This window comes from Pseudomonas sp. BNK-30 (assembly GCF_047456185.1).
Classification (GTDB): domain Bacteria; phylum Pseudomonadota; class Gammaproteobacteria; order Pseudomonadales; family Pseudomonadaceae; genus Aquipseudomonas; species Aquipseudomonas putida_E.
Genome location: NZ_CP179904.1, coordinates 3,348,186 through 3,374,717 on the forward strand (window position 1 = coordinate 3,348,186; position 26,532 = coordinate 3,374,717).

General features: G+C 62.6%; 19 protein-coding genes, 4 tRNA genes and 2 pseudogenes. 10 read left to right on the forward strand and 15 right to left on the reverse strand.

Features of this window, described 5'->3' with window-relative positions; all coding sequences use genetic code 11:
- Positions 1-14: 14 nt before the first annotated feature.
- Entirely contained in the window at positions 15-3,788 is a 3,774-nt protein-coding gene (locus ACMGGN_RS15570) for a molybdopterin-dependent oxidoreductase (RefSeq protein ID WP_414156088.1), read from the reverse strand.
- Positions 3,789-4,121: 333 nt separating this feature from the next.
- Between ACMGGN_RS15570 and map the strand changes: the two genes are divergently transcribed.
- Complete coding sequence (gene map / locus ACMGGN_RS15575; RefSeq protein WP_161871212.1) at positions 4,122-4,898, forward strand: type I methionyl aminopeptidase; 777 nt, start codon at positions 4,122-4,124, stop codon at positions 4,896-4,898.
- Positions 4,899-4,984: 86 nt separating this feature from the next.
- Here map and ACMGGN_RS15580 read toward each other — a convergent pair.
- From ACMGGN_RS15580 to ACMGGN_RS15595, 4 genes are all read right to left on the reverse strand, one after another.
- A tRNA-Asp gene (locus ACMGGN_RS15580) sits at positions 4,985-5,061 on the reverse strand.
- A 13-nt stretch (positions 5,062-5,074) separates the two neighbouring features.
- Positions 5,075-5,150: transfer RNA gene (locus ACMGGN_RS15585), tRNA-Val, on the reverse strand.
- 170 nt (positions 5,151-5,320) lie between these two features.
- Positions 5,321-5,397, reverse strand: a tRNA-Asp gene (locus tag ACMGGN_RS15590).
- Between the two features lie 13 nt (positions 5,398-5,410).
- Positions 5,411-5,486, reverse strand: a tRNA-Val gene (locus ACMGGN_RS15595).
- 215 nt (positions 5,487-5,701) lie between these two features.
- Between ACMGGN_RS15595 and rdgC the strand changes: the two genes are divergently transcribed.
- Both rdgC and sugE read left to right on the forward strand, forming a co-directional pair.
- Positions 5,702-6,622, forward strand: a complete 921-nt coding sequence (gene rdgC / locus ACMGGN_RS15600) for a recombination-associated protein RdgC (protein WP_046787424.1) — start codon at positions 5,702-5,704, stop codon at positions 6,620-6,622.
- 186 nt (positions 6,623-6,808) lie between these two features.
- The gene (gene sugE / locus ACMGGN_RS15605; protein WP_012313171.1) at positions 6,809-7,126 is read left to right on the forward strand and encodes a quaternary ammonium compound efflux SMR transporter SugE; all 318 of its coding nucleotides are present in this window, start codon (positions 6,809-6,811) and stop codon (positions 7,124-7,126) included.
- Positions 7,127-7,136: 10 nt separating this feature from the next.
- Here the strand turns inward: sugE and ACMGGN_RS15610 are convergent, their stop codons facing one another.
- Positions 7,137-9,014, reverse strand: coding sequence for a 1-acyl-sn-glycerol-3-phosphate acyltransferase (locus ACMGGN_RS15610; RefSeq protein WP_346640979.1), 1,878 nt, complete (start codon positions 9,012-9,014; stop codon positions 7,137-7,139).
- Between the two features lie 372 nt (positions 9,015-9,386).
- Between ACMGGN_RS15610 and ACMGGN_RS15615 the strand changes: the two are divergent.
- Positions 9,387-10,346, forward strand: a pseudogene (locus ACMGGN_RS15615) (methyl-accepting chemotaxis protein); the annotation flags it as partial.
- A 141-nt stretch (positions 10,347-10,487) separates the two neighbouring features.
- Positions 10,488-11,201 carry a methyl-accepting chemotaxis protein gene (locus ACMGGN_RS15620; RefSeq protein WP_371316832.1) on the forward strand — a complete coding sequence of 238 codons (714 nt, stop codon included), beginning with the start codon at positions 10,488-10,490 and terminating at the stop codon, positions 11,199-11,201.
- Between the two features lie 65 nt (positions 11,202-11,266).
- Here the strand turns inward: ACMGGN_RS15620 and ACMGGN_RS15625 are convergent, their stop codons facing one another.
- Both ACMGGN_RS15625 and ACMGGN_RS15630 read right to left on the reverse strand, forming a co-directional pair.
- Complete coding sequence (locus ACMGGN_RS15625; protein ID WP_119688416.1) at positions 11,267-12,568, reverse strand: SLC13 family permease; 1,302 nt, start codon at positions 12,566-12,568, stop codon at positions 11,267-11,269.
- 32 nt (positions 12,569-12,600) lie between these two features.
- Positions 12,601-13,434: an amidohydrolase family protein gene (locus tag ACMGGN_RS15630; protein ID WP_115272963.1), complete on the reverse strand. Its 834-nt coding sequence runs from the start codon at positions 13,432-13,434 to the stop codon at positions 12,601-12,603.
- A 166-nt stretch (positions 13,435-13,600) separates the two neighbouring features.
- On the opposite strand from ACMGGN_RS15630, the gene ACMGGN_RS15635 reads away from it, so the two are divergent.
- Together ACMGGN_RS15635 and ACMGGN_RS15640 are read left to right on the forward strand one after the other, a co-directional pair.
- Positions 13,601-14,338 (forward strand): GntR family transcriptional regulator, encoded by a 738-nt coding sequence (locus ACMGGN_RS15635; protein WP_115272964.1) that lies wholly within the window; start codon positions 13,601-13,603, stop codon positions 14,336-14,338.
- 154 nt (positions 14,339-14,492) lie between these two features.
- The gene (locus ACMGGN_RS15640; protein ID WP_125924953.1) at positions 14,493-17,969 is read left to right on the forward strand and encodes a hybrid sensor histidine kinase/response regulator; all 3,477 of its coding nucleotides are present in this window, start codon (positions 14,493-14,495) and stop codon (positions 17,967-17,969) included.
- Here ACMGGN_RS15640 and rmuC read toward each other — a convergent pair.
- Complete coding sequence (rmuC, locus tag ACMGGN_RS15645; protein ID WP_414156840.1) at positions 17,941-19,314, reverse strand: DNA recombination protein RmuC; 1,374 nt, start codon at positions 19,312-19,314, stop codon at positions 17,941-17,943. The two genes, ACMGGN_RS15640 and rmuC, sit on opposite strands and share 29 nt — an antisense overlap.
- A 170-nt stretch (positions 19,315-19,484) precedes the next feature.
- Positions 19,485-19,829: pseudogene (locus ACMGGN_RS15650) on the reverse strand (sel1 repeat family protein); the annotation flags it as partial.
- Positions 19,830-20,782: 953 nt separating this feature from the next.
- Between ACMGGN_RS15650 and ACMGGN_RS15655 the strand changes: the two are divergent.
- The 3 genes from ACMGGN_RS15655 (at position 20,783) to ACMGGN_RS15665 (ending at position 23,150) form a co-directional block, all read left to right on the forward strand.
- Positions 20,783-21,007, forward strand: a complete 225-nt coding sequence (locus ACMGGN_RS15655) for a hypothetical protein (protein ID WP_012313162.1) — start codon at positions 20,783-20,785, stop codon at positions 21,005-21,007.
- Positions 21,008-21,255: 248 nt separating this feature from the next.
- Positions 21,256-21,738, forward strand: coding sequence for a hypothetical protein (locus ACMGGN_RS15660; RefSeq protein ID WP_012313161.1), 483 nt, complete (start codon positions 21,256-21,258; stop codon positions 21,736-21,738).
- 146 nt (positions 21,739-21,884) lie between these two features.
- Positions 21,885-23,150 (forward strand): OmpP1/FadL family transporter, encoded by a 1,266-nt coding sequence (locus ACMGGN_RS15665; RefSeq protein WP_115272967.1) that lies wholly within the window; start codon positions 21,885-21,887, stop codon positions 23,148-23,150.
- Positions 23,151-23,347: 197 nt separating this feature from the next.
- On the opposite strand, the gene ACMGGN_RS15670 is transcribed toward ACMGGN_RS15665, so the two are convergent.
- The 5 genes from ACMGGN_RS15670 to ACMGGN_RS15690 form a co-directional block, all read right to left on the reverse strand.
- Entirely contained in the window at positions 23,348-23,899 is a 552-nt protein-coding gene (locus tag ACMGGN_RS15670; protein WP_414156089.1) for a glutathione peroxidase, read from the reverse strand.
- A gap of 46 nt (positions 23,900-23,945) precedes the next feature.
- The gene (locus ACMGGN_RS15675; protein WP_256345742.1) at positions 23,946-24,068 is read right to left on the reverse strand and encodes a hypothetical protein; all 123 of its coding nucleotides are present in this window, start codon (positions 24,066-24,068) and stop codon (positions 23,946-23,948) included.
- Positions 24,065-25,267, reverse strand: coding sequence for an MFS transporter (locus ACMGGN_RS15680; protein ID WP_046787435.1), 1,203 nt, complete (start codon positions 25,265-25,267; stop codon positions 24,065-24,067). The genes ACMGGN_RS15675 and ACMGGN_RS15680 overlap by 4 nt, the downstream gene beginning before the upstream one ends.
- A gap of 62 nt (positions 25,268-25,329) precedes the next feature.
- Positions 25,330-25,734, reverse strand: a complete 405-nt coding sequence (locus ACMGGN_RS15685; protein WP_119688408.1) for a MarR family winged helix-turn-helix transcriptional regulator — start codon at positions 25,732-25,734, stop codon at positions 25,330-25,332.
- A gap of 63 nt (positions 25,735-25,797) precedes the next feature.
- Positions 25,798-26,532 carry an adenosylcobinamide-GDP ribazoletransferase gene (locus tag ACMGGN_RS15690; protein ID WP_119688407.1) on the reverse strand — a complete coding sequence of 245 codons (735 nt, stop codon included), beginning with the start codon at positions 26,530-26,532 and terminating at the stop codon, positions 25,798-25,800.

Consider the following 26,532-nt stretch of genomic DNA (forward strand, 5'->3'; position numbering starts at 1 on the left):
CATCCTGGAGCATTTCAGTACACATCCCGCCGATACCGCTTGGCCTTGCTCAAACCTTCCACATAGGCATCGGCATTCACACCCCCATGCTCGGCAATGATCTCGCGCAGCACCGCATCCACATCCTTGGCCATGCGCTGAGCATCACCACAGACATAGAAGTACGCCCCCGCCTCCAGCCACTGCCACACCTGTGCACCCTGCTCACGCATCCGCTGCTGCACATAGATTTTCTCTGCCTGGTCGCGGGAAAACGCCGTATCCAGGCGCAGGTGTCCGCTCGCCTGCCAGGCCTGCAACTGCGCGTGGTAATAAAAGTCGGTGGCTGCATATTGCTCGCCGAAGAACAGCCAGTTTTCCCCTTTTGCACCCCGCGCCTCGCGCTCTTCGAGGAACGCACGAAACGGTGCGATGCCTGTACCGGGGCCAATCATGATCAGCGGTACATCATCGTCATCAGGCAGGCGGAAATGCCTGGACGCCTGGGGGAAGATCGCCACCTTCGCAGCCTGCCCCCGGTCAGCGAGGAAGCTTGAGCACACCCCTTTTCGCTGGCCATAACGTACGGTAGAGACGGTCAGATGCACCTCGCCGGGGTGGGCAATCGGGCTTGAGCTGATCGAGTACAGCCGCGGTTGCAGGGGTTTGAGCAGTTCGAGCCAGGTTGCCAGCGGCAGGTCCTGTGCAAACGCGCGCAGCACGTCGACCAACTGCCGGCCCCACAGCCAATCCTGCAGTGCGGCCTTGCGTTCAGGCTGCAACAGGTGCCGCAGGTCGTCAGCCTGCTGGCTGAACACCTGCAGTTGCTGTGGGGTGACCCTGGCAATTTCCAGGTGCGACTCCAGTGCCTGGGCCAACGGCATGGGCGGCTGGCCCTTGAGTTGGACCTGGGTCTTGCCGTCCTGCTGCATCAGCGCCAGCAATTCCTCCACCAGCGCCGGGCAGTTGCGGGGCCACACGCCCAGCGCATCGCCCGCTGCGTAGGTGAAGCCGCTGCCTTGAATATCGAACACCAACTGGCGGGTTTCCTTGCTCGAGCCGGGGCCACTGAGCAGGTTGTTTTCCAGCAGGGTAGCCGCCCACGGCCGTTGCTTGCTGCAGGGCGCAGCCAGTGCGGGCTCGTTGACCGGTAGCGCTACGCCAGCGCTGCCCAGCTCGGGCAACAGCGCGTCGAGCCAGGTGGCAAAGGCCTCATCGAAATCCGGTTCACAATCGACGCGCGGCAGCAGGCGGCGCCCGCCCAGTTCGGCCAGGCGCTGGTCGAGCTTGCGACCAAACCCGCAGAACTGGGCGTAACTGGAGTCGCCCAGGGCCAGCACGGCATAAGGCAGCTCGGCGCAGTGGGCGCCCTCCTCGCCCTGCAGCGCCCGCCAGAACGCGGTGGCGCTGTCGGGCGCATCACCATCGCCGAAGGTGCTGGCAATCAGCAGCACACTGGCCGCACCTTGCAGCTGGCTTGGGCTGACCGCCTCCATGCAACTGAGCTGTACCTGCAGCCCTGCGCCGTGCAAACGCTCTGCGCAGCGCTCGGCCAGCGCCTCGCCATTGCCGGTCTGCGAGGCCCACAACACCTGATGTCGGGGCGGGCCGGGGGGCATGGCCAGCAGCACGCGGGCAGGCTCCGGGGCAAGGGTGGTGGTGCCAAGGTCGAGGGCATCGATGCGCTCGCCGGCAACCCGCTCAAGGGCCACGGCGCAGTGCTTGAGGGCAGGCTGCAGCGACAGCGGGTCGACCGCATCGCAGGTCACGGCATTGATTGCCAGGTGCTCGCCGATCACATCGTTCCAGTGGAACGGCGCGAAGCAATCGCCCGGCATGACCCGGTCGCTGACACGCGCCGGCAGCACGGCCCGGCCACGGCGCGAGCGGATCGCCACCTGGTCCTTGTCCTGGATACCCAGCCGCGCGGCATCCTCGGGGTGGAGTTCGACAAAGGGGCCGGGCTCCAGCCTGTTCAGCGCCGGTACCTTGCCGGTCTTGGTCAGGGTGTGCCACTGGTGTTGCACGCGGCCGGTATTGAGCACCAGCGGGTAATCGGCGTCCGGCAACTCCGACGCGGGCAGCCAGGGCCGGGCGAAGAAGCGGGCCTTGCCACTGGCTGTGGGGAACACAAGGGACGAGGGTGCGCCTTCTTCGATGTAACGCACGGGGCTGCGGTCGTCCACGCGGCCCGGCGCGCAAGGCCACTGGTGCGGCTTGTCACGCAGTTGCGGGTAGCCGACCCCACGCAGGTCGTAACCGGTGAGCGGGTTGTGGAAGCGGCGGATTTCGTCATACACCGCTTCGGCGTCGGGGTAATCGAAGGCCTCGGCATAACCCATGGCACAGGCGACCCGGGCGATGATCTGCCAGTCCGGCAAGCTCTGGCCTGGTGCAGCCACGGCGCGAGGCATCAGTGTGAGGTTGCGTTCGCTGTTGATCATCACGCCCTCACCTTCAGCCCAGAGGGCGGCGGGCAGGAGAATGTCGGCGTAAGGGTTGGTTTCGGTGTCGAGAAAGGCATCCTGGGTGATCACAAGCTGCGCCTGGCGCAGGCCATCGATCACCTGCTGGCGGTTGGCGACGCTGGCCACCGGGTTGCTGCAGATGATCCAGCAGGCCTTCACTTCACCCGTTTTCATCTGCTCGAACAGCGCTACCGTGCCCTCGCCGCTTTCTGCACGCAGGCTGCCGGGTGCCAGGCCCCATTGCGCTTCGACAAAGCTGCGGTCGGCGTCGATCAGCGCCGAACGTTGGCCCGGCAGTCCCGGCCCCATGTAGCCCATCTCACGGCCACCCATGGCATTGGGCTGGCCGGTCAGCGAGAACGGGCCACTGCCGGGGCGGCAGATGGCGCCGGTGGCCAGGTGCAGGTTGCACAGCGCATTGGTATGCCAGGTGCCGTGCACGCTCTGGTTCAGGCCCATGGTCCAGCAGCTCATCCATTCACCCGCGCTGCCGATCAACGCGGCAGCCTGGCGGATGTCATCTTCTGCAAGGCCGGTGATGGCCGCGACGCGTTCAGGCGTGTAGTCCTCGAGGAAGGCTGGCAGCGCTTCCCAGCCCTCGGTGTGGCGGGCAATGAAGGCGCGGTTTGTCTGGCCATTGCGGTGCAGCAGGTGCAGCAGGCCGTTGAGCAGGGCCAGGTCGCTGCCGGGGCGCACTTGCAGGAACAGGTCGGCCTTGTCGGCGGTGGCGGTGCGCCGCGGGTCGACAACGATCAGTTTCGCTCCAGCCTTTACCCGGTCGAGCAGGCGCAGGAAGAGGATCGGATGGCAGTCGGCCATGTTGGCACCGATCACCAGGAACACCTCGGCACGCTCGAAGTCCTGGTAACTGCCGGGCGGGCCATCGGCCCCCAGCGAGAGTTTGTAGCCGCTGCCGGCGCTGGCCATGCACAGGCGTGAATTGGACTCGATATGGCGCGTGCGGATAAAGCCCTTGGCCAGTTTGTTGGCCAGGTACTGGGCCTCCAGTGACATCTGCCCGGAGACGTAAAGCGCTACGGCGTCCGGGCCGTGCTGGTCGATGATGCCGCGCAGGCGCTCGGCAGCCTGGGCGATGGCCTGGTCCATGCTGCTGCGCGCCGGTTCATGGTCGCGTTGCTGGCGTACAAAGGCACTTTCCATGCGCCCGGCGGCGGTCAGGGGCAGGTGCGCGGTGAGGCCTTTGGTGCAGAGGCGGCCGAAGTTGCTCGGGTGCAGCTTGTCACCGCTGATCTTGCTGACCTTGCCATCGGCCACGCTCATGACGATGCCACAGCCTACGCCGCAATAGGGGCAGACGCTGCGTACTTCGGTGCTGGCCATGGGGGGGTCTCCTGGTGCAAACGCAAAAGGCGCCGGCTGCCCCCGGCTTGCTTTGCAAGCGAGGGCAACACGGCGCCTTTGTCGTGAAGGGTTGAAGGCGGTCGACGTTGACGGCCTTGATGGTGGTCTTTCAGCAATTGTTGGGCCAGCTGTGCCCTGGGGCCGCTTTGCGGCCCTTTCGCGACACAAGGCCGCCCCTACAGGCGCTAGCCATGTGCCGCTAACGGTTGCACAGCAGCCCCAAAACGGTGACCGACGCACCATCAGGTGGCAGCCGGGCGCCCCATGGCGCTATGCTGAAAGCTTTCCGCCTCAGAGCTACTTTGCACCCACATGTCCCAGGTGATCCTCAAGACCCCCGCCCAACTCGACCTTATGCGCAACGCCGGCCGTTTACTGGCCCAGGTATTCGCCGACCTCGATACCTTCATCCGCCCCGGCGTGACCACCATGCAGATCAACGACCGCGCCGAGGCCTTCATCGTCGGCACCCTCAAGGCGCGCCCGGCGAGCAAGGGCCAGTACGGTTTCCCCTACGCGCTCAATACCTCGGTGGACCACGTGGTCTGCCACGGCATGCCCAAGGCCGATGAGGTGTTGAGTGAAGGGTCGATCATCAACGTCGACATCACGCTGGAACAAGGCGGCTATATCGCCGACTCGTCGAAAATGTATTGCCTGGGCCCGGTCAGCGATGAGGCACGGCGCCTGGTCGACACCACCTATGAGGCCTTGTGGAAGGGGATTGAGCAGGTGCGCCCGGGGGCGACGCTTGGCGACATCGGCCACGCCGTCCAGGCCCATGCCGAGGCGGCGGGCTACAACGTGGTGCGCGAGTACTGCGGCCATGGCATTGGCCAGCAAATGCATGAAGGGCCAGAGGTGCTGCATTACGGCCAGCGCGGCATGGGCATGAAGCTCAAGCCGGGCATGGTGTTTACCATCGAGCCGATGATCAACCAGGGCGGGCGTGGCACGCGGACCTTGAAGGACGGGTGGACGGTGATTACCCGTGACCACACGCTGTCGGCGCAGTGGGAACATACCGTCGCGGTGACCGAGGATGGGGTCGAGGTGCTGACGCTACGCAAGGAAGAGCACGTGGGCTGAGCGCACGGCGCAGACACAAAAAAAGCGACCCTAAGGTCGCTTTTTTTGTTACTTCCGGGTGTTCAGTGGGCCCTGGAAGTGGAATATGGCGCAGCGGACGGGACTCGAACCCGCGACCCCCGGCGTGACAGGCCGGTATTCTAACCGACTGAACTACCGCTGCGCTATTCATCGAGTGGTGGGTGATGACGGGATCGAACCGCCGACCCTCTGCTTGTAAGGCAGATGCTCTCCCGGCTGAGCTAATCACCCTTCGTCTCGGTGAGGCGCGCATTCTACGGAGCAAGCGCAAGCGTGGCAAGTCGTTGGGCTGTTTTTTTTAAAAAAATTGAAAAGATTCAAACAGCACAAACAAAAAAAGCGACCCTAAGGTCGCTTCTTTTGTTACTTCCGGGTGTTCAGTGGGCCCTGGAAGTGGAATATGGCGCAGCGGACGGGACTCGAACCCGCGACCCCCGGCGTGACAGGCCGGTATTCTAACCGACTGAACTACCGCTGCGCTATACATCGAGTGGTGGGTGATGACGGGATCGAACCGCCGACCCTCTGCTTGTAAGGCAGATGCTCTCCCGGCTGAGCTAATCACCCTTCGTCTCGGTGTGGCGCGCATTCTACGGAGGGAGCGCCACCCTGGCAAGCACATTTTTCAACTTTTCTAAAAAAAATTCTCAGGCCTTTCAAAGACCTAGCGCCGTCTACGGTTTCTTTCCTCTATATGGCTGCTGGCCCGATGACAGGGCTGGCCTGGAACGGCTGCACGGAGAATAATGCCCCCCTTATGCATTAAGGAGAGACTCACCCTCATGTGGTTCAAGAACCTGCTGACCTACCGCCTGACCCAGGATGTCCCGTTCGAGGCTGAAGCACTGGAGGCCGCCCTGGCCAGCAAGCCGGCCCGCCCCTGCGCCAGCCAGGAGCTGACCACTTATGGTTTCGTCGCGCCGTTCGGCAAAGGCGAAGACGCTCCCCTGGTGCACGTCAGCGGCGAGTTCCTGCTGATTGCCGCGCGCAAGGAAGAACGCATCCTGCCAAGCAGCGTCGTAAACGATGCTGTCAAAGAGAAGGTCGAAGAGATCGAGACCGAGCAGATGCGCAAGGTCTATAAAAAGGAACGCGACCAGATCAAGGACGAGATCATCCAGGCCTTCCTGCCGCGCGCGTTCATCCGCCGCTCGATGATCTTCGCCGCCATCGCCCCGCGCCTGGGCATGATCCTGGTCAACTCGGCCAGCGCCAAGCGCGCCGAAGACCTGCTGTCGACCCTGCGTGAGGTGATGGGCTCGCTGCCGGTGCGCCCTGCCACGGTCAAGATCGCACCGGCCGCGACCATGACCGACTGGGTCAAGTCGCAGCAGGCTGCCGAAGGTTTCTATGTGCTGGATGAATGCGAGTTGCGCGACACCGCCGAAGATGGCGGCATCGTGCGCTGCAAGCGCCAGGACCTGACCGGCGAGGAAATCCAGCTGCACCTGAGCACTGGCAAGGTGGTCACCCAGCTGGCCCTGGCCTGGCAGGACAAGCTGTCGTTCGTGCTCGACGACAAGATGGTGATCAAGCGCCTGAAGTTCGAGGAGTTGCTGCAGGAGCAGGCCGAACAGGATGGCGGCGATGAAGCGGCGCAGCAGTTCGATGCCAGCTTCCTGCTGATGATGATGACCTTCAGCGAATTCCTGCCGGTGCTGTTCGAAGCGCTGGGCGGCGAAGAGATTCCGCAAGGGGTCTGACGCGGCTTGGAGCTGCAAGCTGCAAGAAAAATCAAAAGCGGTACCGCGGCGCCCAAAACGACGCCGTACTGCTTGCAGCTTGCAGCTTGCAGCTGCACTATCATGCCCACGGTGAGGACGACCTCACGACGCACCGCGTGACCATTCCGGGGACGGCCCCATCATTCAAACGATGGAGACTCACTCATGTCCTGGATCATCCTGTTCTTCGCCGGCCTGTTCGAAGTCGGCTGGGCTGTCGGCCTCAAATACACCGACGGTTTCACCCGCCCGCTTCCCACCGTGCTAACCGTCGGCGCCATGGTCATCAGCCTGGGCCTGCTGGGCCTGGCCATGAAAGAGCTGCCGCTGGGCACCGCCTATGCCATCTGGACCGGCGTGGGTGCCGTCGGCACAGTGATCGCCGGGATCATCCTGTTCGGTGAATCCATGGCCCTGGTGCGGCTGGTCAGTGTGGCGCTGATCGTTACCGGCCTGATCGGCCTGAAAGTCAGCGCCAGCTGACGGCTTATGCCTAACGCAGGTCGCCGCGCAAGCGGCTGACCTGCTCACGCAGCAACTCAGGCTGCGCCACCTCCACCGGGATGGACGCTCCGGCGACGATGGTCACCCGCGACCACAAGCGCTTGAAGAACCCCTTGCCCGGATCGCGGCTGAAGAAACTGCCCCACAGCCCCTGCAGCGCCAGTGGAATCACCGGCACCGGCGTTTCTTCGAGAATGCGGCTGACACCACCGCGGAACACATCGATCTCGCCATCGCCGGTCAACTTGCCTTCCGGGAAAATGCACACCACCTCCCCCGCCGCCAGGTACTCGGCGATACGGGCGAACGCGCGTTCGTAAGTGGCCTGGTCTTCATTGCGCCCGGCAATCGGGATGGCACCTGCGGTGCGGAACACGAAATTGAGCACCGGCAGGTTGTAGATCTTGTAGTACATCACGAACCGGATCGGGCGGCGGATCGCCCCGCCGAGCAGCAGCGCGTCCACGAATGACACATGGTTGCACACCAGCAACGCTGCGCCTTCGTCGGGGATGCGCTCGAGGCCGCGATGCTCCACGCGGTACATCGAGTGGCTCAACAGCCAGATCAAAAAGCGCATGGTGAACTCGGGCACGATCCTGAAGATGTAAGCGTTGACCAGGATATTGAGCAGCGACACCACCAGGAACAGCTGCGGGATGCTCAGGTCCGCAAGGCCCAGCAGGACGATGGTGAGGATGGCCGACACCACCATGAACAAGGCATTGAGAATATTGTTGGCGGCGATGACTCGCGCGCGCTGGCCCTCGGCGGTGCGCGCCTGGATCAGCGCGTACAGCGGCACGATATAGAAGCCGCCGAATACCCCAAGGCCGACGATCGACACCAGGATCCACCAGGCCTGGCTCATGCCCAGCAGTGCCAGCCAGTCGTGCGGCGCTGCGCCGGCCGGCACATCACCGGAGTGCCACCACCAGAGCAGCCCGAACAGCGTCAGGCCAAACGAGCCGAAAGGCACCAGGCCAATCTCGACCTTGCGCCCACTGAGCCGCTCACACAATAACGAGCCCAAGGCGATACCCACCGAGAACAGGGTCAGCACCAAGGTCACCACCGTGCCGTCACCATGCAGCCAATCCTTGGCGTAGGCCGGGATCTGGGTCAGGTAGATGGCGCCGACGAACCAGAACCACGAGTTGCCGACGATCGAACGCGACACCGCGGGCGGTTGCCCCAACCCCATGCGCAGGATCACCCACGACTGCTTGAAGATGTTCCAGTCCAGTGGCATTTGCGGTGATACGGCCGCCGCACGCGGGACCCAGCGGCTGGCCAGGTAGCCCAGCACTGCGGTGCCCACCACCCCGCCCGCCACCACCGTGGCGTAGCTGTCGCTGGCCATCATCACCCCGGCGCCAATGGTGCCGGCGAGAATGGCGAGGAAGGTGCCCATCTCCACCAGGCCGTTGCCACCCACCAACTCTTCTTCACGCAGCGCCTGGGGCAGGATCGAATACTTCACCGGGCCGAACAGCGCCGAATGGGTGCCCATGCAGAACAGCGCCACCAGCATCAGCAGCAGGTTATCGCTGACAAAACCGAGCGCACCGATGGCCATGATGGCAATTTCGGCCAGCTTGATCGCGCGGATCAAGGCGTCCTTGGCGAACTTCTCGCCAAACTGCCCGCCCAGTGCCGAAAACAGGAAGAACGGCAGGATGAACAGCAGCGCGCAAAGGTTGACCCAGATCGAGCGGTCCCCGTCGCCAAGGCTGAGCTTGAACAGGATCGCCAGGATCAGCGACTGCTTGAACAGGTTGTCGTTGAAGGCACCCAGCGACTGGGTGATGAAAAACGGCAGGAAGCGCCGCTTGCCGAGCAAGGTGAATTGCGAGGAATGACTCATCGTCCTTGTTCCCTGAGGGGCTTTTGTCATTTGAGGCACGCAGGCCGCGATAAGCCACAAATTTGCACGGGAACGCCTGTTGCTGGCAAGCCAGGCACGTCGGGCACAGCGCCCGCGGCGCCGCATGATGGCATTTTGACGCCAATCTTCTTGATATCAGTGTTCAGATTTTGTTACATCTGCCGATTAAACATATAGATGACTGTATCTACCAGAAGGAACGGACCTCCGGTCTCCTCCAACGCACAAGAAAAGGAGCTCAGCAGCATGCTTACCTGGATAGGCGACCTCAGGATCGCCCACAAACTCTTCCTCGGTTTCGGCCTGGTGCTGGGCCTGACCTTGCTCCAGTCGCTGATCAGCTGGGAAGGCATGGGCAGCCTGGTACGCCGCAGCGAGGTGGTCAGTGAGGTGTCGCGCCTCAACGATGCCTTGGGCGACCTGCGTGAGGCGCGCCTGCGCCACGCCATCGCCAATGGCGCAGAAAACGAAGGCAAGGCGTTGCAGGGCGCGCTTGAAGCGTTCCAGACGCCGCTGGCGAAGCTGCGCGGGACCTTGGTCAAGCCACAGAGCCTGGCGCTGATCGACAAGGCCGAGCAGACCCTTCGCGGGTATGCCGCCAACCAGGCGCAGAGCTTCCAGTCGTACCAGAAAATGCGCGCGGCACAAAAGGAAATGGGCGCCCTTGCCACCCGTTCGTTCGCCAGCATCGAGACCATTCGCACCCAGGTACGCGCCCTGCCCGATGCCGAGCAACGTGTAGTACGCAGCGAAGCGATCAACCAGATCCGCGAGAACCTGATCCTGCTCCGCTACCACGTACGCGGCTACACCGGTAACACCAACGCCGACACCGAAAAACTGATGAACGCACAGATCGCCACCACGGTGAACGAGTTGCCAGGCCTGGTGGCGCGTTTCAATGGCAGCTTCGACGCACAGTTCGCCACCCTGAACCAACAGGTTCGCGCCTATGCCGAGGCGGTCGAAGCTTTCCGTGGAGAAGTGAGCAAGCTGGTCGCGTGCCGCAACGCCATGGCCAGCGACATAAACACGCTCACAGGCCTGATCGGCGAACTGCTCGACGCCCAGGCGGTATCGGTGGTCAGTGATAGCCAGTTCGCCAAGAACCTGCAGATCTTCACCACGCTGCTGGCGCTGCTCATGGGTATCTTCGCCGCGCTCATCATCGCCCGCCAGATCAGCGCGCCGCTGCAGCAGGCCTTGCGTGCCATGCAGCAGGTAGCCGCCGGAGACCTCAGCGAGCAACCGGCCAGCCGCCGCCGCGACGAAGTCGGCCAGTTGCAAAATGCCTTGCAGGGCATGACCGGCAACCTGCGCGACTTGATCGCGCAGGTGCGCGACGGTATTTCGCAGATTGCCAGTGCCACCGAAGAACTGTCGGCCATCACCGAGCAGACCAGCGCCGGCGCCAGCAGCCAGAAAGTGGAAACCGATCAGGTTGCCACGGCCATGCAGGAAATGGCCGCCACCGTGCATGAAGTGGCGCGCAACGCCGGTGAGGCCTCGCAGGCCGCCAGTGCCACGGACGAGGAAGCACGCGAAGGGGAAAGTGTGGCCAACCGCGCCGTCGCGCAGATCGGCCGGCTGGCCAACCAGGTGGACGCCACTGGCCAAGCCATGGGTGCGCTACGCAACGAGAGCCAGCGTATCGGCAAGGTCATGGACGTTATCAAGGCAGTGGCGGAGCAGACCAACCTGCTGGCGCTCAATGCCGCGATCGAAGCAGCACGCGCTGGTGAGGCTGGCCGTGGCTTTGCCGTGGTGGCCGATGAAGTGCGCAGCCTGGCGCAACGTACCCAGGCGTCGACCCTGGAAATCGAGTCGGCCATCGGCAGCCTGGAAGAAGGCACCCGCTCAGTGAGCGAACTGATGGACGAAAGCCAGAGCCTGACCCAGAGCAGCGTGGCGCTGGTGCGTGAAGCCGGGGTAGCGCTGGAAGGCATAACCCAACGCGTTTCGGGGATTCAATCGATGAACCAGCAGATTGCTGCGGCTTCCGAGCAGCAGAGCGCGGTGGCCGAAGAGATCAGCCGTAGCGTGGTGACAGTGAGGGATATTTCCGAGCAGACGGCGCAGGCCAGCCAGCAGACGTCCGCTTCCAGTGTCGAGCTGGCGCGCCTGGGTGGGCAGTTGCAGCAGATGATCAGCCGGTTCCGGTTCTAGTCACTGCAACGACAGGCATGAAAAAACCGCAGCCAGGCTGCGGTTTTTTTTCATGCTTTTGAACGTCAGAGCACGAAGGTCAGCAGCACATTGAACGCCAGCGCCGCCACGAAGCCGATGGGCGCCGCCTTGAACAGCAACTGCGGGAACAACGAAGCGCGGCTCTTCTCGTTGCTGCAGGAGCCCAGAATCAGGCTGCCGCCGGAGGAAAACGGCGAGATCGAGGTGGCTTGGGCACCCGCAACGATGGCAATGAACAGGATCATGGGCTCGATACCCATGTTCTGTGCAATCGGCAGCACCATGGGGAACAGCGCCGGCGTCACGACGCCCAAGGTGCTGGAGAAGATGGACATGAATGCCGCCACCGCACCGAATACCACCGGCACCATGATTGGCGGGATGCTGGTGCCGATCCAGGAGGCGAGAATGTCGATGGTGCCGGCCTTGATCGCCACGGAAATCAGCATGCCCACACCACAGATCATGATCAGCGTGCCCCAGGGCACGGTCGCCATGGCCTTGCGTTCGTCACCGAGCTTGAGCAACAGGGCGATCACCGAGAACAGGCTGGCGATCAGGCCGATATCCACCTTGGCGTTGATGAAGGCTACCGTGGCATTGCCCGGCAGGGCGATGCTGGCCACCGGCGCAGCCAGCACCATCAGCATCATCGCCAGGGTCAACCACAACGTGGTTCGCTGCTGGCTGTTGAGCGCCGCTGGCGCCTCGACAGCAATGGCAGACGCCTTCAACGCGCGGCCATGGCCGGTGAGGAAGACGAATACCCCGATCACCAGCAATGGGATGACCAAGGTGCTGACGAAGATACCGGCCGCGTTGATGAAAGCCTGGTTGTCGCTCACGCCGGCATTGGTCATCAGCCCGCGGAAGATGATGCCGCTCTGGCTGGACATGAAGTTGGCCCCGCTGAGCGCGCCATAGTTCACGGCCATGCCGCCGACGATCAGGCTCATGCGGGTACGCTCGCACAGCAGCAGGGTAATCGGCGCCATGAACGCCAGCACGGTGTAGTACCCCGCCCCCATCGCGGCGATCACGGTGGCGGCGAAGAACACGGCGAACGGCAGCAACTGCGGCACTGCCCGGCAGCGGTAGATAAGGTGCTCGGCCAGCTTCTCCAAGGTGCCATTGACCGTGGCGAAGCTGTAGAACAGGCAGACCGAGAAGATCACGAAGAAGATCTTGAGCGGCCACAGGCCGATGACCTCCGAAGGGCTCAGGCCCATGCCGAAACAGCCGATCAGATAGGCAAAGGCGATGGCAAAAAGGCCGATGTTGATCTTGGTCTTGTAACCGAGGGCCACGGCGACGACGATGGCCGCGACGACGAGCATGCTCATCATGTTGAAAGTGTCCTGTTGTTATTGTGTAAGTATCAGCGCGAACGGTCGAAGCCGAACAGCTTCGCCGGGTTGAGTCTCAGCACCTGGGCACGCTCGCCCACATCGGGGAGCAGCGCTTCGAAGAAGGCATACTGATCGGCGTAGCTGGTCTGGCGTTCGAACTGGGTATTGGGCCAGTCGCTACCCCACAGCAAGCGCTCCAGGCCACCCGCCGCTTGCCGTATCTGCGCCAGAAGTACCTGCGCTTTGGCCAGATCGGTCTGGCTGCGATACCCGGCAGACAGCTTCAGCCACAGCTTCGGTTCGCTGAGCAGGTGAAGGAAAGTGCGGTGGCTGTCCTTTCGCGGGTCGATCCCTTCGCCAGGCAGACCAAAATGATCGACCACCACATCCACGCCACAGGCGAGGATCGCCGGCACGATCAATGCCAGGTCATCGAAACCACGCTGGATTTCCACCTGCCAGCTGCGCGCAGCCAGGCGTTTGAACAATGCGGTCCACTCGGGCCCGGCATAGTCTGCCAGGTGCTTGCCGATCAGGTTCAGGCGGATGCCGACCACGCCAACGTCAGCCAGCGCATCCAGCTGCTGATCGCTGACCGTCGCATCGACGACCGCCACAGCGCGCAGGCGCTCTGGAAAGCGGCGCAGGGCCTGGACCATGAAGCTGTTGTCGGTGCCCAGGAAACTGGGCTGGATCAGTACGCCATGGGACAGGCCATGCTGATCCAGGTGAGCAAGGTACTGCTCGATCAGCGCATCGTAGTCCGGGCTGTAGCGACGGTTGGCCACCATCGGCAGGTCTTGGCGAAAGATATGGGCATGGGTATCGACGCCGGTGATGGCGGGCAGATAGGGGTTGGTCATGAAGCGAACCCTGGTCGATTGTTATGGCAGCTGAAGCGCTGTGTTTTTATACAAACATGCAGTCATATATATGAATATATGACCATATCTTCAGTCGACCGACTCTGTCAATCGAGCCCCGGGTGGTAAAGTAGCGCCAACTCGTCAGCCATGGACCCTTCGCACAATGAGTAACGGGATACTCGGACAAGACCCGCGCCTACCGCTTTATCAGCAAGTACGGGAAGAAATCCTCGCCAGGATCGCCGCCGGGCAGTGGCTACCGGGTGCACCGATACCTACTGAAACGGAGCTGACCCGCCTCTACGGTGTCGCCATCGGCACTGTGCGCAAGGCGGTCGACACCTTGGTCAATGAAGGCCTGCTGTTGCGCAGCCAGGGCCGCGGCACCTTCGTGCGGCGCCCTGACTTCGAGGGTTCACTGTTTCGGTTTTTCCGACAGGTGGATTCGACCGGCCAGCGCCTGGTGCCGATCAGCCGCATACTGGAAAAGCAGTTGCGCGAGCCGCCGGCTGAAGTCAGCAAAGCCCTTGGGCTGGGCGACGCAGAACAGGTCATCTGGCTCGAGCGCCTGCGCCTGGTAGATGGCCGCCCGCTGTTTCATGAGCAGATCTGGCTACCGGCTGCGCGTTTCATGGCCCTGCTGGATATCGATGCAGAGGCCTTCGGCGACCTGCTCTACCCTTTCTACGAGTCCCACTGTGGCCAGTGCGTAGCCTCGGCCAAGGAAACACTGACAGTCGGTACTGCCGATGCCGCCAGTGCCCGCCACCTGGCAATCGAGGAAGGTGCGCCCGTGGTGATAATCCAGCGCACGGCCCTGGGTTACGACCGCAACCCGCTGGAGTACCGCGTGTCCCAGGCAGCAGCAGAAGGCTTCCGCTACCAGATCGACATTTCCTGAGGCGATGGCGGGCATTGCCGGGCACCGGCACAGGCTGATGTGCCCGGCCCTGCGACGACACGCCACTGCGACCATCGTCGGCGCTGACGAACCTGTGCCTGCGTGCCAGACTGACTGATCGGGACCGCGTTACTTTTTTTGCTCCGGAGTCTTCATGTCGTTGTCCAGCGGGCTGATCGCCCTGGTCGCCCTGGCCTACATGGCCGTCATGTTCGCCATCGCCTTCTACGGCGACCGCCGCAGCACACCATTGCCGCCGCGGCTGCGCGCCTGGGTGTACAGCCTGTCCCTGGCGGTGTACTGCACCAGCTGGACTTTCTTCGGTGCGGTCGGCCAGGCGGCCGAGCAGCTTTGGGCGTTCCTGCCGATCTACCTGGGCCCGATCCTGCTGCTGATCTTCGCACCCTGGGTGCTGCAGAAGATGGTGCTGATCAGCAAGCAGCAGAACATCACCTCGATCGCCGACTTCATCGCTGCGCGCTACGGCAAGTCGCAGACCCTGGCCGTGGTGGTGGCGCTGATCTGTCTTGTCGGGGTGCTGCCCTACATCGCTTTGCAGCTCAAAGGCATCGTGCTCGGTGTCAACCTGCTGATCGGCGCGAATGCCGACGCCACCGGCACCCGCGTACAGGACACCGCGCTGGTGGTGTCGCTGGTACTGGCGCTGTTCGCCATCGTCTTTGGCACGCGCAGCCTCGACGTTACCGAACACCACCGCGGCATGGTCCTGGCCATCGCGTTCGAGTCGCTGATCAAGTTGCTGGCCTTCCTCGCCGTCGGCGTGTTCGTGGTGTTCAACCTGTACGACGGGTTTGACGACCTGTTCACCCAGGCACGCCAGTCGGTGCTGCTGGACAGCTACTGGCAGGAGACGATCAACTGGCCATCGATGGTGGTGCAGACCGCCGTGGCGATGATGGCGATCATCTGCCTGCCCCGGCAGTTCCACGTGACCGTGGTGGAGAACATCGAGCCACAGGACATGCGCCTGGCGCGCTGGGTGTTCCCGATGTACCTGGCCCTGGCCGCACTGTTCGTGGTGCCCATTGCCTTGGCTGGGCAAATGCTGCTGCCAGGTACGGTGATTTCCGATTCCTTCGTGATCAGCCTGCCGTTGGCCGAAGCGCACCCGAGCCTGGCCTTGCTGGCCTTCATCGGCGGTGCCTCGGCCGCCACCGGCATGGTCATCGTCGAGGCCGTGGCGTTGTCGACCATGGTCTCCAACGACATGCTGCTGCCGTGGCTATTGCGCCGCAATAACGCAGAGCGGCCTTTCGAGGTGTTCCGCCACTGGATGCTGTCGGTGCGCCGGGTGACCATCGTGGTCATCCTGCTGCTGGCCTATGTCAGCTATCGCCTGCTTGGCTCTACCGCAAGCCTTGCAACCATCGGCCAGATTGCCTTCGCCGCCGTGACCCAACTCACTCCAGCCATGCTCGGTGCGCTGTACTGGAAGCAAGCCAACCGCCGTGGCGTGTTCGCCGGCCTCGCTGCGGGTATATTCCTGTGGTTCTACACCCTGGTGCTGCCGATCGCCGCCCACAGCCTGGGCTGGTCGCTGCAGCTGTTCCCGGGCCTGGCGTGGCTGCACGGCAACCCGCTGGGCCTGCCGATCACGCCGCTCACCCAGGGCGTGGTGCTGTCACTGGCGGGCAACTTCACCTTGTTCGCCTGGGTCTCGATGCTGTCACGCACGCGCGTCTCGGAGCACTGGCAGGCCGGGCGCTTCATCGGCCAGCAGACCAGTGCCCGCCCCAACGGCAAACCGCTGCTGGCGGTGCAGATCGATGACCTGCTGACGCTGGCCTCGCGCTTTGTCGGTGAGGAACGTGCGCGGCAAAGCTTCATCCGCTTTGCCTATCGCCAGGGCAAAGGCTTCAACCCCAACCAGAACGCTGACGGCGACTGGATCGAACACACCGAGCGCCTGCTCGCCGGGGTGCTCGGCAGCTCCTCGACCCGCGCCGTGGTCAAGGCTGCCATCGAAGGCCGCGACATGCAGCTTGAAGACGTGGTGCGGATCGCCGACGAAGCCAGCGAAGTGCTGCAGTTCAACCGCGCGCTGCTGCAAGGCGCCATCGAGAACATCAACCAGGGCATCAGTGTGGTCGACCAGAACCTGCACCTGGTGGCCTGGAACCGCCGCTACCTGGAGCTGTTCAACTACCCCGACGGCTTGATCAGCGTCGGCCGGCCGATCGCCGACATCATCCGTTACAACGCCGAACGCGGCCTGTGCGGCCCGGGCGAGGCACAGGTGCATGTGGCGCGGCGCCTGCACTGGATGCGCCAAGGCCGTGCGCATTCGTCCGAGCGGCTGTTCCCCAATGGCCGGGTGATCGAACTGATCGGCAACCCGATGCCCGGGGGCGGCTTTGTGATGAGCTTCACCGACATCACCCCGTTCCGCGAGGCCGAACAGGCGTTGCGCGATGCCAACGAGCGCCTTGAACAGCGGGTGGCCGAACGCACCCACGAGCTGTCGCAACTCAACCAGGCCCTGTCGGAGGCCAAAAGCCAGGCCGAAGCGGTCAGCAAGTCCAAGACCCGCTTCCTGGCGGCGGTCAGCCATGACCTGATGCAACCGCTCAACGCCGCGCGGCTGTTCTCCGCCGCCTTGTCGCAGCAGGCCGGGGGCATGAACGACGAGGCCCAACAGTTGGTGCAGCACATGGACAGCTCGCTGCGTTCGGCCGAAGAGCTGATCAGCGACCTGCTGGATATCTCGCGCCTGGAAAACGGCAAGATCACCCCCGACATCAAGCCGTTTGCCCTGAATGAGCTGTTCGACACGCTGGGTGCGGAGTTCAAGGTCCTGGCCGCCGAGAAGGGGCTGGAGTTCCGCTTGCGCGGTAGCCGCCTGCGGATCGACAGTGACATGAGGCTGCTACGCCGGGTGCTGCAGAACTTCCTTACCAACGCCCTGCGCTACGGCAAGAGCCCGATCCTGCTGGGCGCCCGGCGCCAGGGCGAACGGCTGTGGCTGGAGGTGTGGGACCGCGGCCCGGGCATCGCCGACGACAAGCTGCAGGTCATCTTCCAGGAATTCAAGCGCCTGGACAGCCACCAGACCCGCGCCGAAAAGGGCCTGGGGCTGGGCCTGGCGATTGCCGATGGCCTGTGCCGGGTGCTCGGCCACACGCTGCAGGTGCGCTCATGGCCGGGCAAAGGCACCGTGTTCCGCGTCAACGTACCGATCGCCCGCCAGGCCGTAGCCGCGCCGAGCGCACCGGTGGAGCAAGCCAGCCAGCCGCTGGCCGGGCTGCAGGTGCTGTGCATCGACAACGAAGACAGCATCCTGATCGGCATGAACAGCCTGCTCAGCCGCTGGGGCTGCCAGGTGTGGACAGCGCGCAACCGCGCCGACTGCGAGGCGTTGCTGGCGCAGGGCATGCGCCCGCACCTGGCGCTGGTGGACTATCACCTGGATGACGGCGAAACCGGAACCGGGCTGATGGGCTGGCTACGCGCCCGCTTGGGCGAGCCGGTGCCTGGGGTGGTGATCAGCGCCGACGGCAGCAAGGAAACCTTGGCCACGGTGCATGCCGCAGGCCTCGATTACCTGGCCAAGCCGGTCAAGCCGGCGGCCTTGCGCGCACTGCTCAATCGCCATCTGAGCCTGGTTCAGTAACCGCCTCGTCCGGCACCGCTTCATCCGTCAGTGCCCGCTCCAGCAAGTCGGCCGGCAGGCTCTTGCTGGCACGGGCGCCGAGCAGCTTGAGCTGCTCACTGCGGCTGACCAGGTTGCCACGCCCTTCACAGAGTTTGTTGCGCGCTGCGGCATAGGCCTTGTCGACCTGCTGCAGGCGATTGCCCAGCTCGTCAAGGTCCTGGATGAACAGCACGAACTTGTCATACAGCCAACCGGCGCGTTCGGCGATCTCGCGGGCATTCTGCCCCTGGCGCTCTTGCTTCCATAAGCTGTCGATCACCCTCAGGGTAGCGAGCAAAGTGGTCGGGCTGACGATCACGATCTGCCGGTCGAAGGCCTCCTGGAACAGGTTCGGCTCGGCCTGCAGGGCTGCCGAGAACGCGGCCTCGATGGGCACGAACAACAGCACGAAATCCAGGCTGTGCAGGCCTTCCAGGCGGCTGTAGTCCTTGCTCGACAGCCCTTTCACGTGGCTGCGCAGCGACTGTACGTGCTGCTTCAGCGCGCTTTCATCATTGCTGCTGACAAACTGCTGGTAGGCAGTGAGGCTGACCTTGGCATCGACCACCACCTGCTTGTCACCCGGCAACATGATCAATACGTCTGGCTGGAAGCGCTCCCCATCGGCGCTCTTGAGGCTGACCTGGGTCTGGTACTCGCGGCCCTTTTCCAGCCCGGCATGCTCGAGCACACGCTCGAGAATCAACTCACCCCAGTTGCCCTGGGTTTTCTGGCCCTTGAGCGCCTGGGTAAGGTTGGTGGCTTCGTCGGACAGGCGCAGGTTGAGTTGCTGCAGGCGTTCCAGTTCCTTGCCCAGGGAAAAACGCTCACGGGCTTCCTGCTGGTAGCTCTCCTCGACACGCTTTTCGAAGGCCTGGATGCGCTCCTTGAGCGGGTCGAGCAACTGGCCCAAGTGCTGCTGGCTGGTCTGTGCGAAACGCTGCTCGCGTTCGTCGAAGATTTTCGTGGCCAGGTCGGCGAACTGCGCACGCAGGGTATCGCGGGCTTCCTGCAGGTCTTCAAGGCGCTGCTGATGGCTGTCCTGCTGCTCACGCAGCTCAGCTTCCAGGCGTGCTGCCTGGGCCTCCAGGCGACGCTGTTCGGCTTCCCGGTTGACGCGTTCGAGGTGCCAGGCGTGGGCAGCGTCTCGGGCATTGTCGCGGTCAATCTGCAGCAGCTCGAGTTCGCGGCCCTGGGCGGCCAGTTGGGCCTGCTTGAGCGTGTTGGCTTCGCTGAGGTCACTGACCTCGTCCCGGCTGGCATCCAGTTGCGCCTGCAGGCCGGCCTGGGCCAGCAGGGCGCCATTGAGGCGTTCTTCGAGCAAGGCCCGCTCGCTTTGGCGGGCAGCCTGACGGCGCTGCACCTGCATGACCCAAACCAGGCAAGGCAAGGCGCCTGCCACCAAGCCCAGCACAATGCTGGTCAGATCCACTGCCATGCTTACCCCGAACAAGTCTGTCGCAAATGAGATGCAGCTTAACAGTCCGTTTGTTCCTGCGCCTGCCCCGGCTCACTGGCCTGGCAGAGCCGCGCGTACTCCAGTTGCGCAAGGCGGTCGCCGGCGCGCGCCGCCTGGCGCAGCAGTTCATGACCGATGCGCCTGTCACGGGAATTGCCGCAATCGCGGCAGAGCATCTGCCCCAACCGGCTCTGGGCCACTACCACGCCCTCCCGAGCCGGCTGTTTGAGCAGGCGTCCGGCCAAGTGCTTGACCTGCGGCTTTTCGCCCAGGCGCGGGTTGTCCAGCAGCCATAGGGCCACTTTCAGTGAAAAGCGTTTGGACGAAGGGGCTGATGAAGTGACAGCGGGTTCGGTGGGGGATTTACCGCGAAATTTCATGACAAACAGAGAAGGCAATTCGAAAGGCGCGCCACTCTACCCTTTTTTTCATATCGTGACCTGAGGATTTTCTGCGCCCGGAAAAAAATTTCGATGATCTTTTCTTGACGTTTCCAAGTGGATGGCCGGCGGATCTGCAGCTGCCTGATGATTGTCGGACAGTTCTGTAATTTGCTGGCACTCCCGTCCTAGAGCAAGCGCTCGGGACAATCCACAGTTCCTGTGGATAACTCGGTGGACAACCCCCCAAACCACCCCGCAAACCCGCGTGAAACGGGGCTTTCAGTCAAACTGACGATTTTTTCACCAGCTAAAAATAGTGTTTTTTTTCATTGACTTAAGGTAGCAGTCAAGGCATTGGCAGGCTTGGCGGAGGGTGTTGTCGAGCTGTTACAAGTCACGCCTCGAATGTGAACAAGTGCACCGAAAACCTGCATTTGAATGCACGAACTTGGTACATCCAGCCGGTTGTGCGCCATTTGCCCCCTCTTCACACAACGCAAAAGAAACGCCATACTGCTCGGCTTACCTTAAGACCTGTGACAAAGCTTGCAAAGCACCTCAGCTTCCGGTAAGGTGCCCCTCGTTAGTACCAAGCTGAAAGTCAATTCTGGCCAGAAACGTCCTTGCAGGCCTGCTCCCCCCAAGAGCAACACTGCTGAAACCAGGACCGGCCCTTTCGATGATTCACTCACCAGCCTTGCGCTGTTCAGCACGAATCACGTGACAGATTGATCAGGATTCCATACCGATGGCCTAGAACCTTGGCCCCGGCATGCTGCCTGCCCTCTGAAGTACCTACCAGTCAGCCCAAGCGCCCACCTTATGATTGCGCCCCCTCTGGCTGCCCTGTTCCAGTCAGGTTCGTTCGTCCCTTAATAAAGGCGTCACTGGAACGTTTCTATCATGCACGGATCATAATCCCCGTGTTTAAAGCAGGAACATCCAACAATATGCAAACTCATCATCAAATTCAGGCTGCCATTGGCACCCTTTCCCAGGCCTTCTCGCCGTTGAAGTGCCTTATCACTGCCCCACGCAAGGGCAACTTCAGCTTCACCCTGGTGGACGAGCACGGCGTTGCCTGCCACACCGAACGCCTGTACCCAGAACAGTACAGCCGCTCGGAACCGCTGCAGGCCGTCATTGCCCGGACGCGCCAGTCGCTCACTGCGTGAGCGGCGAATACCGTAGCATTCAGCTGTTGAATGCAGTAAACGGTAAGCTACCTGATCGTTCTTGGCCTAATTGCCGCAGGGCATATAGCGCCGAACGTCAGGCAGCAATCGATTTAAAAACAGCCCTTTACACCACGATTATCACACTACACTTCAACTCGAGCGGTCCTTGCCGCTTCCGGCGGGCCTGATCACTCACCAGCTGCCAAGCTCCCACGCCCGTCGGCCCCTTACTGCTCGAGGGCATCATGGGTATTGCGGCGAATGAATTGTGTCAGTATGTGATTCGACCAACCTTGGTCTACCTCAATCGTCATTGCGCCAGTGCCGAAGCCCTTTTGCTGGGCATCGCGGCCAGCCAGTCGGCACTCGGTTCGGCGTTGCATGATCGCCGCGGCCACGGCCTGTACCGTATTGGCGAGCATCGCCATCGGGCGGTCTGGGACGATTTTCTCGCCCGTGACCCTGAGCTGGCCAGCCTGGTTCGCGGCCTGGCGAGCCAGCATGCCTTCCTGGGCGGCCCGCACCTGGAACTGGCAGTCAACCTGCGCTACTCCACCGCCATTGCCTGGATGCTCATCGAAGCACAAGCAACGCCCCTGCCTGCCGTTGACGACCTGCTAGGCCAGGCGCGAATCTGGCGCCAGATTTTTCACCCCCAAGGTCGTCTGCGCGACTTCACCCAGGCCTGGCATCTGTGTATTGCTCAGAAATTGCCACAGGCATCTTAAGAAACGTCCTACAGCATTGCCGGAAAAAATGGAATTTTGGTCGGATTGTCCTACAAAACCGCTCTATCTCCTGCGATACAGGCTATGGCGCGGCGCGTGAATTGTTGGTAGCTTTTCGCCCCGGAGATCCCAAGGAGTTTCTAATAATGAAAAAAGTAATGCTCAAAACCTCCCTCGGCTTGGCCGTGGCTTTCGCTTCCAGCCATCTGTTCGCTGCCGGCTTCGCCCTCAACGAACAGAGCATCAGCAGCATGGGGACAGGTTTCGCGGGACGTTCTTCTTCTGCCGAAGATGCCAGTACCGTGTTTGGCAACCCGGCAGGCATGTCACGCCTCAAGCGCGAACAATTCACCGTGGGCGGCGCAGCCGTCATCGCCAAAACCGATATCTCGGGCCCTGGAAGCAACCTCGGGGGGGAAACCGATGGTGACATGGTGCCTGTGGTCGGCGTGCCGATGGGTTACTACGTCAAACCTATCGATGATCACTGGAGCGTCGGTTTCGGCGTTTATGTACCTTTTGGCCTGGTAACCGACTACGGTAGCGACGATGCCGCGCGCTATTGGGGTAAAAAGAGCCACGTCGAAGTCATCACCTTCCAGCCCACCGTCAGCTACGCCTTCAACGATAAAGTCTCGATTGGTTTCGGCCCGACCATCAACCGCATCAAGGGCGAACTGGGCTCGAGCTTGATCAACCCGTTCACCCCGGGCAGCAACGACGGTGAAGTGAAGATCAAGGGCGACGATACCGCCATCGGTTACAACATCGGTATCCTGGTGCAGGCCACCGACCGTACCCGCGTAGGCCTGACCTATCACTCCATGGTCGACTACAAGCTCGAAGGCAAGACCCGTGTCAGCACACCACTGATCGGCCCCTTCAACGGCGACAAGTTCGACGCCAGCCTGAAGATCAAGACACCGGAATCGGTCGACCTTTCGGTCACCCATGAGCTTGACGACCAATGGACCCTCTACGCGGGCAGCACCTGGACCCGCTGGAGCCGCCTGGAAGACATCACCGTGCAGAACGATGTTCCGGCACCGCTGGCAGGTTCGGCGTTCGAGACCATCAGCGAAGAGCAGAACTGGCATGACACCTGGGCCCACGCCATTGGCGCGTCCTACAAGGTGAACAAGGAGTGGGTGCTGCGCACCGGCTTTACCGTCGACCAGTCGCCAACCAACAACCACGACCGTTCACCGCGCATCCCGACCGGCGACCGCAAGGTGTTCAGCCTGGGTGCGGGCTGGAGCCCGAACGACGACATGACCATCGATGTTGCCTACTCCTACCTGTGGGAGGAAGACACCAAGGTCAACCAGGTCAGCGCCAGCAAAGGCAGCTACCAGGCCAAGTACGAGAACAGCGCTCACGGTGTGGGTGCCTCCCTCACCTACCGCTTCTGATACGTACGGCTGTGTGAACGCCGCCCTTGTGGCTGATGCCAGTCAGTTAGCTTTATCAGGGCTGCTACGCAGCCCATCGCCGGCAAGCCAGCTCCCACAGGGGCCGCGCAGCTCTTGAGGCCTGCGCGGTACCTGTGGGAGCTGGCTTGCCGGCCATGGCTGCAAATCACAAGGACAGCAAAAACAAGAGCGCGGGGTTATGGCTGCGATGCAATCGCCTTTTCGATCGCCGCCTTGAACTCAGGATCATCCGGCTTGGTCAGGCTGGAGAAGTTGGCAATCACCTTGCCCTTGCGATCAACCACGTACTTGTAGAAATTCCACTTCGGAGCACTGCTTTGCTCCGCCAGCCCCACGAACAGCGGGATCGCATCTTTGCCCCGTACCGACTGGGTCTTGGTCATGGTGAACGTCACGCCATAATTGGCATAACAGACCTTGGCCGTCTTCTCGCTGTCGGCGTCTTCCTGCTTGAAATCGTTGGATGGCACACCGAGCATTTCCAACCCCTGCTCGTTGTACTCCTTGTAGGTACTCTCGAGCCCCTCGAACTGCGGCGCAAACCCGCAATAACTGGCCGTGTTGATCACCACCAACGGCTTGCCGCCAAAACGCTGGCAAAGGTCGACCTCGCCCTTGCCACGCAACTCCGGCAGGCTGCCCTGCAGCAATGCCGGGCAATCCGCCGCCCCGGCAGAACCGGCAGCGAACATAGCCAGCAACGGCATCATCAACCCATATGCACGCATCAAAAGACTCCCCTGCAAAACGATCCTCGAACTTGCAGAGTAGCGCTTAACAAACGCCCATGCCCAGTTGCATGAGGGCCATGCCGCCCCGATGCCAGCCCCACCACGCCAGCACCAGCAGCAGTGCGGCCCCCAAGGCCAGCAACCCGCAAGCAAGGTAGCGGTTCATGCCGCCTGAGCCTGCAGACGGGCGACCGGGCGTTCACTCACCGGCCAGTTGAGCGCCGCAGCCAGCAGACTGAGCAGAATCGAGATCTGCCAGACCAGGTCGTAGTTGCCGGTACGGTCATACACCACACCACCCAGCCAGCCGCCGAGGAAGGCACCCAACTGATGGAACAGGAAGACGATGCCACCCAGCATCGACAGGTTACGCACACCGAACACAGTAGCCACGGTGCCGTTGGTCAACGGTACGGTCGATAGCCACAGCAAGCCCATGGCAATGCCGAACAGATAGGCGCTGAACTGGGTCACCGGTGCCCAGAGGAACAGCACGATCACCACCGCGCGCAACAGGTACAGCGCCGTGAGCAGGCGCGGCTTGGACATGCGCCCACCCAGCCAGCCCGCCGTGTAGGTACCTACGATGTTGAACAGCCCGACCAGCGCCAGCACGGTGGTACCGGTGGTTGCCGCCAGGTGCTGGTCGACCAGATAGGCCGGCAAGTGCACGCCGATGAACACCACCTGGAAGCCGCAGACGAAAAAGCCCAGCGCCAGCAGCCAGAAACCCGAGTGCGAGCAGGCTTCATGCAACGCCTGGCCAAGCGTCTGTTCGCCACCGTAGGCAGGCAACGGGCGGTCACGCAGCAGCCCGACAAAGGGCACGATCAATGCCACCAGCAGGCCGAGCACCAGCAGCGCTGCAGACCAGCCCAGCCACTCGATGAGGCCCAGCGTGCCGGGCAACATGGCAAACTGGCCGAACGAGCCTGCTGCGCTGGCAATGCCCATGGCCATGCTGCGTTTTTCAGCCGGTACCGCCCGGCCAACCACGCCCAGAATGACCGAGAACGAGGTGCCGGACAGGCCGATACCAATCAGCAGGCCGGCACTGAGTGACAGCGACCAGGCCGAGTCGGCCGTACTCATCAGCAGCAAACCGGCGGCATACAAAATGCCGCCGATGATGACCACCCGCGCCGCGCCCAAGCGGTCGGCCAACGCGCCGGCAAACGGCTGCGCCAAGCCCCAGATCAGGTTCTGCAGGGCGATGGCGAACGCGAAAACCTCACGGCCCCAACCAAAATCGGCGCTCATCGGCGCCAGGAACAAGCCGAAGCCGTGCCGGACACCAAGGGACAACGCCAAGATCAACGCCGCCCCCGCCAGTACCCACCCGCTGGTTCGCCAAACCGAAGTCATTGTCGTTATCTCCAGCACATCGCAAGGTTATGCGGGTATATACCCGCTTATGATCGTATGAATCAGGCCAGTTGGCCCAGCAAACGCACCAATTCGTCACGCTGCCCTTCGCCCAGTTGATCCACCAGCAGCCGCTGCGCGTGTTCCCAGGCAGGGTATGCCGCTTGCAAGCGCTCAGCACCCGCCGCAGTCAATAACACCACGCGGTTGCGCTGGTCGTCACCGTCGGCCAAGGCCACCAAGCCTTCGGCCTCCAACACTCGCACGTTGCGGCCCAGGGTGCTGCGCTCCAGGCCCATGGCTTCGGCCAAGGCAGTGATACTAGGACGGTCGAGGCGCTGCAGATGGCGCAGCAGGGAAAATTGGGCGACATTAATGCCAAAACCAACGAGGGCTTCGTCGTAATGCCGGCTCACCCCACGGGCGGCACGACGCAGGTGCGTGCAGATGCATTCACTGGTCAACATGATTACGTGTATATACCCGCACTATGGATGTTGCAAGAAGTTTCAATTGTGCCAAGCAGCCACTCAAGTCGCTAACGCCAGCCCCAACACCACGGTGAGCTCCAGCAACTCCAGCATCGCCCCGGCAGTATCGCCGGTTGTCCCGCCTAACCGCTGACACATCAATCGTCGCAACCACCAGAACACGCCAAGCGCCAGCGCCATCGGCCAGATCGCGCTCCAGCCGCCCAACACCAGGCACAGCAGCAGACTGCCCAGCAGCACCCAGCCAGCAGCCTGGCGCGGCAGGTGCTCGGCCAGCGCCTGCCCAAGCCCGCCTGGGCGCACGTACGGCGTGCGCAGGAACAGCCCCAGCATCGCAGCCCGCCCGATCACAGGTGCCAGCACCAGCAGCGCACCGGCGCCGCGCTCGACAAGTACCCAAAGCGCACAGAACTTCAGCAACAACACCAGCACCAGGGTGACCACGGCAATCGGCCCGCTGCGCGGATCCTTCATGATCTTGAGCGTGCGCTCGCGATCGCCGAACCCACCCAGCCACGCGTCAGCACTGTCTGCCAGGCCGTCCAGGTGCAGCGCACCGCTGAGCAATACCCACAGCGTCAACAGCAACGCCGCGTGCAAAGGCGCCGGCGCGCCTTGCAACAGATGGCTGGCAAGCCACAGCAGCAGACCGAACAGCAAACCGACCAGCGGATAGCACAGCAGCGAGCGCCCCACCTCACGCGGTTCGGGCATACCGGGCAAGCTTACCGGCAGGCTGCTGAGAAACTGCAGGGCAATCCATAAAGGCAGCAT

Coding starts and splice junctions, on each gene's coding strand:
- ACMGGN_RS15625 (WP_119688416.1), bottom strand. CDS start 12,568: ATGATGAGCATGCTCGTCGTCGCGGCCATCGTCGTCGCCGTGGCCCTC.
- ACMGGN_RS15630 (WP_115272963.1), bottom strand. CDS start 13,434: ATGACCAACCCCTATCTGCCCGCCATCACCGGCGTCGATACCCATGCC.
- map (WP_161871212.1), top strand. CDS start 4,122: ATGTCCCAGGTGATCCTCAAGACCCCCGCCCAACTCGACCTTATGCGC.
- ACMGGN_RS15665 (WP_115272967.1), top strand. CDS start 21,885: ATGAAAAAAGTAATGCTCAAAACCTCCCTCGGCTTGGCCGTGGCTTTC.
- ACMGGN_RS15570 (WP_414156088.1), bottom strand. CDS start 3,788: ATGGCCAGCACCGAAGTACGCAGCGTCTGCCCCTATTGCGGCGTAGGC.
- ACMGGN_RS15660 (WP_012313161.1), top strand. CDS start 21,256: ATGGGTATTGCGGCGAATGAATTGTGTCAGTATGTGATTCGACCAACC.
- ACMGGN_RS15655 (WP_012313162.1), top strand. CDS start 20,783: ATGCAAACTCATCATCAAATTCAGGCTGCCATTGGCACCCTTTCCCAG.
- ACMGGN_RS15620 (WP_371316832.1), top strand. CDS start 10,488: ATGCAGGAAATGGCCGCCACCGTGCATGAAGTGGCGCGCAACGCCGGT.
- ACMGGN_RS15690 (WP_119688407.1), bottom strand. CDS start 26,532: ATGCTGCCTTTATGGATTGCCCTGCAGTTTCTCAGCAGCCTGCCGGTA.
- ACMGGN_RS15685 (WP_119688408.1), bottom strand. CDS start 25,734: ATGTTGACCAGTGAATGCATCTGCACGCACCTGCGTCGTGCCGCCCGT.
- ACMGGN_RS15675 (WP_256345742.1), bottom strand. CDS start 24,068: ATGAACCGCTACCTTGCTTGCGGGTTGCTGGCCTTGGGGGCCGCACTG.
- ACMGGN_RS15610 (WP_346640979.1), bottom strand. CDS start 9,014: ATGAGTCATTCCTCGCAATTCACCTTGCTCGGCAAGCGGCGCTTCCTG.
- ACMGGN_RS15640 (WP_125924953.1), top strand. CDS start 14,493: ATGTCGTTGTCCAGCGGGCTGATCGCCCTGGTCGCCCTGGCCTACATG.
- rdgC (WP_046787424.1), top strand. CDS start 5,702: ATGTGGTTCAAGAACCTGCTGACCTACCGCCTGACCCAGGATGTCCCG.
- ACMGGN_RS15635 (WP_115272964.1), top strand. CDS start 13,601: ATGAGTAACGGGATACTCGGACAAGACCCGCGCCTACCGCTTTATCAG.
- ACMGGN_RS15670 (WP_414156089.1), bottom strand. CDS start 23,899: ATGCGTGCATATGGGTTGATGATGCCGTTGCTGGCTATGTTCGCTGCC.
- sugE (WP_012313171.1), top strand. CDS start 6,809: ATGTCCTGGATCATCCTGTTCTTCGCCGGCCTGTTCGAAGTCGGCTGG.
- ACMGGN_RS15680 (WP_046787435.1), bottom strand. CDS start 25,267: ATGACTTCGGTTTGGCGAACCAGCGGGTGGGTACTGGCGGGGGCGGCG.